Genomic DNA, 4,680 nt, shown 5'->3' on the forward strand with positions numbered 1-4,680 from the left:
CACGTCACCCTCAGCCCGAGCCGGATCGGCGACATCGCCCGCGCCGCACTCGTTCTCAACTCAACCTGGAAATGATCAACGTTGAGAAAACGTCACTCACCAGGCGGGCCACGGATTCTGGACGGGCGTCCGTGGCCTTGACCGCCAGATCAATTTCTCGCCTGTCGGCAGGCTCCTTCTGTGCCGGTTGCACTGGGGCCCCGACCGGAGCCGGGCCCCGGTGCATCAGCTCTCCAGGTTGAGGCCGGTGCCCCACGCGTAGTCGTCCGCCATGTCCAGGTACCACTCGTCTACGGGGTCCTCGCCCTCCAGCGGGTCCTGTGCCGGAGTTGGTAGTGGACTGGTCCATGGACGCCCCCGAGGTTCCGTGCTTGCCTCCGGCGTCAGGTCGACGGGCGCAGGTGAGGAGGTCGCACCCCAGCCGACGGGCGCCCCGGGCAACCGGACCCCGGCCAGCCTCACGGGGCGGGCGCCACCATGCGGTGGCCCCGCTGGCGCTCACCCGAAGATGTGGGCCATGCGGCGCTGTACCTCGGCCAGGTCGGCGGGAACGTGAGGCCGCTCGGGGATCGCGGCGAGAACCTGGCGGCGCAGCATCCAGTCACGTACGGCTCGTTGGTGACCAGCACCCCATCGTAGAAGGTGCCGTCTGCGGCCTGAGTGTGGATGACCATCTGCACCCCTCCGTCGTCGGTGGTCGTGACCTGCGCGGCCAGCAAGCGCTCCGGTTCGGGTCGGGATTCGGTGGCCTTGGGCTCCATGGGGGCCTCCTCGGTGGTCGTCGTCCTGGTGGGCTCTGCCCGCCGCGGTCCCGGGCGGTGGGCAAGGTAGAGCGCCCGCAGCGAAGCGAGGACGTACGACCTTGCGGGCTGCCCGGGTTCGTGGCCCCCTCTGGGACCAGGGACGGCGGCGGCCGAGGTGGACCTGTGAGCCGCCGGGCTTCGGGCGCTAAGCGGTCCGCTTGCGCAGAGTTGGCGGGCGGTCGGTGGCGTTGGCGAGCATCCGGCGGACGGTCTCGGGGCGCCACCGGCCGCCGTGCTTGAGTGGCAGCCCTTCGGCGTCCAGCGCGGCGGCAATATCGCGGAACGACAGCTCTTCCTCGTTGCGCAGCTGCCGGGCGCGGCCCGCCTGCTCCGTCTCGGTCGGAGTGACGGGCATTTGACGCTCAGAAGTTAAGCAGCTGTGGTACGTTGACGCTCATTCAGTAAGCACCCTGAGGTTTCTGGGGGAGTCATGGCTGGTGAGGTCACACCGTCGCGGTGGGCTGTCGAGCAATTCGGTGAGCACGCCGCAGAGGTGATGCGGCATGTGGTCACCGGTTTGGCACAGGGGCAGAAGGCGGCCCGTCTGGTTCAGGTAGCGGCCGAAGACGCAGGGGCCAAGGACAAGCGTCCGTACGGAAGTATGTGGGCCACGCGCTACCAGCTCGTCGTCAAGCAGTTCGACTTGGCTTCGCTGCCCGGCTACGAGCCCCGCAAGCCTAAAGGGGCCTCGTACAGCCTGGCGGTTGTCAACGGACGGGTACTGATCCCTTTCCGGCACGCCACCTCGCTGACGGAGCCGATCTCTCAGGCGCAGCTGAGCACGAAGATCCCGCAGCAGGTGTCCCGTGACAACGGCGTCGATCCCGCTCCGACCCTGTTCGACACTCCCGAGACTGCCTCCGCGGAGGAGCACCCGACGGTGGCCGAAGCCGCCGCGGCGGCCCACGCGGAGAAGCTGACAGTGATCTACGTCGCGTATGTGGCCAGCGCCGCCAGCGAGGAGATTCTGGCCGCGTGGTGGGGCACGCCCTACTCCCTCGAAATCGACGGCACGATGCTGTGGGAGCCCGAGCAGCTCGACATGAGCATCGCAACCGCGCAGGACTCCGGCGGCTCTCGCCGCGATCTGCAGGATCCGGGCGCGGCCATCCCCAGGCAGGGATGGGCCGGGGGCGAGGTGCCTTCACTGGACGTCGCGGCGCGCGTCGAGCCCGCCAAGGATCCGTCCCCCGAACCGGAACCGACGACCCCAGAGACCGAAGACGGTAATGAGTAACGAAACGCAGCCATCGCTGTTCACCTCGCCCGGCAGCCGCAGCGCTCGCAAAGGCCGCGCCGGGTTCGAACAGCCCTCCCCGACCGCAGTGCACGAGGTATTCGATCCCGCCCGGCTGGCACAGGCGCGCTGCCTGCTGGGGATGACGAAGAGGCGCCTGGCAGACGAGTTGGGTGTGTCGCCGGCCGCAGTGAGTCAGTACGAGATGGGGACCAACCGGCCCCGCCCTGAACTCCTCCCGCGGTTGGCAGAAGTCTTGGAGGTGCCGTTGGCGTACTTCCTGTCAGGGCGCCCTCACGCACGACTGGATCCCTCGGCCGCGCATTTCCGCAGCCTGCGCAGCACGCGGTCCTACCAGCGCGCCAAGGCCATTGCGTTCACTGAACAGGTCTGGGAGCTGAGTTACGCACTGGAGAAGCGTGTCCGGCTCCCGCTGGTGGACCTGCCCGGCTTCGCCGGTGGGGAGGTTCTCTCAGGCACCGAACTGCCCAGCGACCCAGCAGCCGCTGCCCGGGCTCTACGCGTCGCGTGGGAGCTGGGCGCCGGGCCGATCACTCACCTGGTCCGACGGTTGGAAGCACGCGGAATCGTAGTCGTCACCCCGCGGCGCGACGATGATCTTGGATCAGTCGACGCCTTCTCCACATCGCGCCTTCCCCGGCCGCTCATCGTGTTGACTCCGAACAGGGCCGACGACGTCTACCGGCACCGGTTCAGCGCGGCCCATGAGCTGGGCCATCTGGTTCTGCACGGCGACGCCAGCCCCGGTGACATCGCCCAGGAGCGCGAAGCCGACACCTTCGCAGCGGAGTTCCTTACTCCCCGCGAGGCGATCCTGTCCGAGCTGCCCGCACGAGCCGACCTGCACAGGCTGTCGCAGTTGCGCGACGTCTGGGGGGTATCGGTGCACTCCCTGCTCTACCGCTGCCGAGAACTCGGTCTCCTGTCGGACTCTGCGGCAAGCCGCGCCTATCAGCGCCTGCACACTCTGCAGGGACAACCCGGTTTCGCTCCGGACCCCCTGACCGGCTACCCCGGCGAGCAGCCCGCGCTGCTATCCCAGGCGTTCGCCCTTGCCTGCAACCATGGCCTGACAATCACAGAGCTTGCACGTCAACTGGCCTGGAGCGTGCCCCAAGTCCGTCGAATGCTCGGCGCCGAGGAAGACCGGCCAGCCCTCCGGCTGGTTGAGAGCGCGCCGTAAGGCCGCTCCACTTCATCTTCTGGGAGTAGCACGTCGGACCGGGCGCACCATCAAGGCGACCGTCACGTGGTGCGCTCGCGCCGGCGCAGGGTCGGCGGTTGGTCCGTAGTGTTGGCGAGCATCCGGCGGACAGTCTCGGGGTGCCACCGCGCCCCGCGCTTGGGGGGAAGCGTTCCTCGCGTTCCGGGCCCTGCTCTCGTATAGCTACGGCGAACGGACATGTAGCACTGTGGGGTCTTCGAACTTGAGAGGTGCGGGGTGGGTGCCTGTACTGGCTTCCCGTCACAATCTGTGATCGGTTGGCTCGTTGCACCCCTGGATGCAGGACGCCCGTGGTCCTGGTTGATCATTTCTGTTCTCTACGCAGAAGGATCACCGGGGAGCCACGGGCTTGGTCCACGATACGACGTTGCTGTTGGACCTGGACGGGGTGTCCGTCATCCGGGTCGAGCAGGTTGAGAACGGTACGCGCCGGGTCCAACTAGCCACGGCGGACGCCTCGGCCAGGGCCTGCCCGGCCTGCGGGGTCTTCGCCTCCCGGGTGAAGGGGACGGCGACCACCCGGCCGCGGGATCTGCCCTACGGCGAGCACGGACTGGAGTTCTTGTGGCACAAGCGACGCTGGTGGTGCCGGGAGGCGTCCTGTCCACGGAAGTCGTTCACCGAGCAGATCCCGCAGATACCGGCCGGGGCCCGGTTGACCGAGCGATTGCGGTGTGCGGCCGCCCACCGGGTCCGTGATGCCGGCTCCACTGTCGTGCAGGCCGCCCGCGACCTGGGCCTGTCCTGGCCGGTGGTGATGGACGCCTTCCGCGTCGCTGCTGTGAGGGTGACCGAAGCAGAGCTGCCCGGGGTTGAGGTGCTGGGCATCGACGAGACCAGGTGCGGCCGCACCTGGTGGGAGCAGGATCCCGACAGCGGGAAGTGGCAGCTGACGCGGGATCGCTGGCACACCGGCTTCGTCGACGCCCTCGGGTCCGGCGGGCTGCTCGGCCAGGTCGAGGGCCGCACCGTGGCCGATGTCCTGGCCTGGCTGTCCACCACCGAGCTGAACTGGAGGAAGGGCATCCGCTACGTCGCCATCGACATGTCCGCCACCTGCCGGGCCGCCGTGCGCACTGGCCTCCCTCACGCCATCGTGGTCGTCGGCCACTGCCACGTCGTCCAGCTCGCCAACAAGATGCTCTCCCTGGTACGGCGCCGCACCACCGCCCAGGTCCGCGGCGGCGCGGACGGGTCACCGATCCGGAGTGGAAGGCCAGGCGACGCCTGCTGCGCAACCGGGAAGACCTCACCAATGAGCAGTTCGAACGAATGTGGAACCCCCTGCTCGACGAGGGGTGTTGAGCGACGCTGAAGATGTGCACCAAGGCGACGTTGGGATTGTCGACGGGACGAGAGGAAACGACCCCGGCGGCCGTCAGGCCGCCGGGGTC

General features: G+C 68.4%; 5 protein-coding genes. 3 read left to right on the top strand and 2 right to left on the bottom strand.

Features of this window, described 5'->3' with window-relative positions; genetic code table 11:
* Positions 1 to 458: 458 nt before the first annotated feature.
* Entirely contained in the window at positions 459 to 761 is a 303-nt protein-coding gene (locus AB0M29_RS44970; RefSeq protein ID WP_365393618.1) for a hypothetical protein, read from the bottom strand.
* Positions 762 to 948: 187 nt separating this feature from the next.
* Positions 949 to 1,158 carry a recombinase family protein gene (locus tag AB0M29_RS44975; RefSeq protein ID WP_365393620.1) on the bottom strand — a complete coding sequence of 70 codons (210 nt, stop codon included), beginning with the start codon at positions 1,156 to 1,158 and terminating at the stop codon, positions 949 to 951.
* 75 nt (positions 1,159 to 1,233) lie between these two features.
* On the opposite strand from AB0M29_RS44975, the gene AB0M29_RS44980 reads away from it, so the two are divergent.
* The 3 genes from AB0M29_RS44980 (at position 1,234) to AB0M29_RS44990 (ending at position 4,601) form a co-directional block, all read left to right on the top strand.
* Positions 1,234 to 2,040 carry a hypothetical protein gene (locus AB0M29_RS44980; RefSeq protein WP_365393622.1) on the top strand — a complete coding sequence of 269 codons (807 nt, stop codon included), beginning with the start codon at positions 1,234 to 1,236 and terminating at the stop codon, positions 2,038 to 2,040.
* Positions 2,033 to 3,244: an XRE family transcriptional regulator gene (locus AB0M29_RS44985; protein ID WP_365393623.1), complete on the top strand. Its 1,212-nt coding sequence runs from the start codon at positions 2,033 to 2,035 to the stop codon at positions 3,242 to 3,244. Before AB0M29_RS44980 ends, AB0M29_RS44985 begins: the two co-directional genes overlap by 8 nt.
* 409 nt (positions 3,245 to 3,653) lie before the next feature.
* Entirely contained in the window at positions 3,654 to 4,601 is a 948-nt protein-coding gene (locus tag AB0M29_RS44990; protein ID WP_365393625.1) for a transposase, read from the top strand.
* Positions 4,602 to 4,680: the final 79 nt, after the last annotated feature.

Origin of the sequence: Streptomyces sp. NPDC051976, assembly GCF_040680795.1 — a bacterium.
GTDB lineage: Bacteria > Actinomycetota > Actinomycetes > Streptomycetales > Streptomycetaceae > Actinacidiphila.

Coding starts and splice junctions, on each gene's coding strand:
- AB0M29_RS44970 (WP_365393618.1), bottom strand. CDS start 761: ATGGAGCCCAAGGCCACCGAATCCCGACCCGAACCGGAGCGCTTGCTG.
- AB0M29_RS44980 (WP_365393622.1), top strand. CDS start 1,234: ATGGCTGGTGAGGTCACACCGTCGCGGTGGGCTGTCGAGCAATTCGGT.
- AB0M29_RS44975 (WP_365393620.1), bottom strand. CDS start 1,158: ATGCCCGTCACTCCGACCGAGACGGAGCAGGCGGGCCGCGCCCGGCAG.
- AB0M29_RS44985 (WP_365393623.1), top strand. CDS start 2,033: ATGAGTAACGAAACGCAGCCATCGCTGTTCACCTCGCCCGGCAGCCGC.